Raw genomic sequence first — 931 nt, 5'->3', positions numbered from 1 at the left:
CTTGCCGCTCATAACGCTGAGCAAGCCGCCTAGCTTCGGAGCAACCTGTGCCAAGCATTCAAATCACGCCTGACGCGGACTACCAAGAAAATTTGGACGATCCGTTTTATGTATTCCCCCCCATCAATATACAACAGTCAGCCCGAGATAAGTATTAAAATTGATAAAGATATAGAAGCTGATTATTTGCTTATCGAAGGCAGCGATGATAGCAATGCTATATTGTACTGGTCATACGGCGACGGCACTCTCTTAGATGCAACAAGATACGCCGGTGGGTATCTATTTAATTTTTCAGACCGTCTTGGCACAACAGAAATACATGGCGGAAACTATTCCGATGTTATGATTGGAGGTGCCAACACCGATCTATTGTATGGAGGCTCAGGCAACGATATTCTTCGTGGCGGTGCGGGCAACGACGTGTTGGAGGGTGGCGCCGGAGCAGACACCTTAAACGGGGGCTCAGGTATTGATACGGCGAGCTATGAACGTGCTTCGGCGGGCGTATCAGTAGACCTGCTTTTCGGTCTTAACGGCGGTGGCGACGCAGCGGGTGACGTCTTCGACAGTATCGAAAACATCAACGGCAGCGCTTTTGATGATAACTTGAGAGGCGATGACGGCGCTAATACCCTTCGAGGCAAGGGGGGCGCTGACAATCTTTATGGCGAGGGCGGAAACGACCGGCTTGTCGTGTCGGACGGTGTGCTCGACGTAGTTGGTGGAGGCGGAACCGACTCCGTATTCGTTGTCGGAGGCGGAACATTATATGCCGACCCGGCGCGGTTCGTCGGGATCGAGAAGGTGTATGTCCGTGAAGGGACGAACCTCGACATGTCCGATATGTATGGGGGCATGCAGATCAGTTCCAACAGCAAGATCGGAGCGGGCGTAACGATCATCGGCACGCATGATGCTGATCGTATCT

Annotated in this window: 1 protein-coding gene; it reads left to right on the top strand. The window is 52.2% G+C overall.

Annotated elements, in window-relative coordinates:
- Positions 1 to 108: 108 nt before the first annotated feature.
- The coding region (locus tag FPV16_RS25860; protein WP_319802280.1) for a calcium-binding protein at positions 109 to 931 on the top strand (823 nt) is incomplete at its 3' end.

Origin of the sequence: Methylobacterium sp. W2, from assembly GCF_020662345.1 — a bacterium.
Taxonomy (GTDB): domain Bacteria; phylum Pseudomonadota; class Alphaproteobacteria; order Rhizobiales; family Beijerinckiaceae; genus Methylobacterium.
This window is presented reverse-complemented; position numbering and strand designations above follow the sequence as displayed.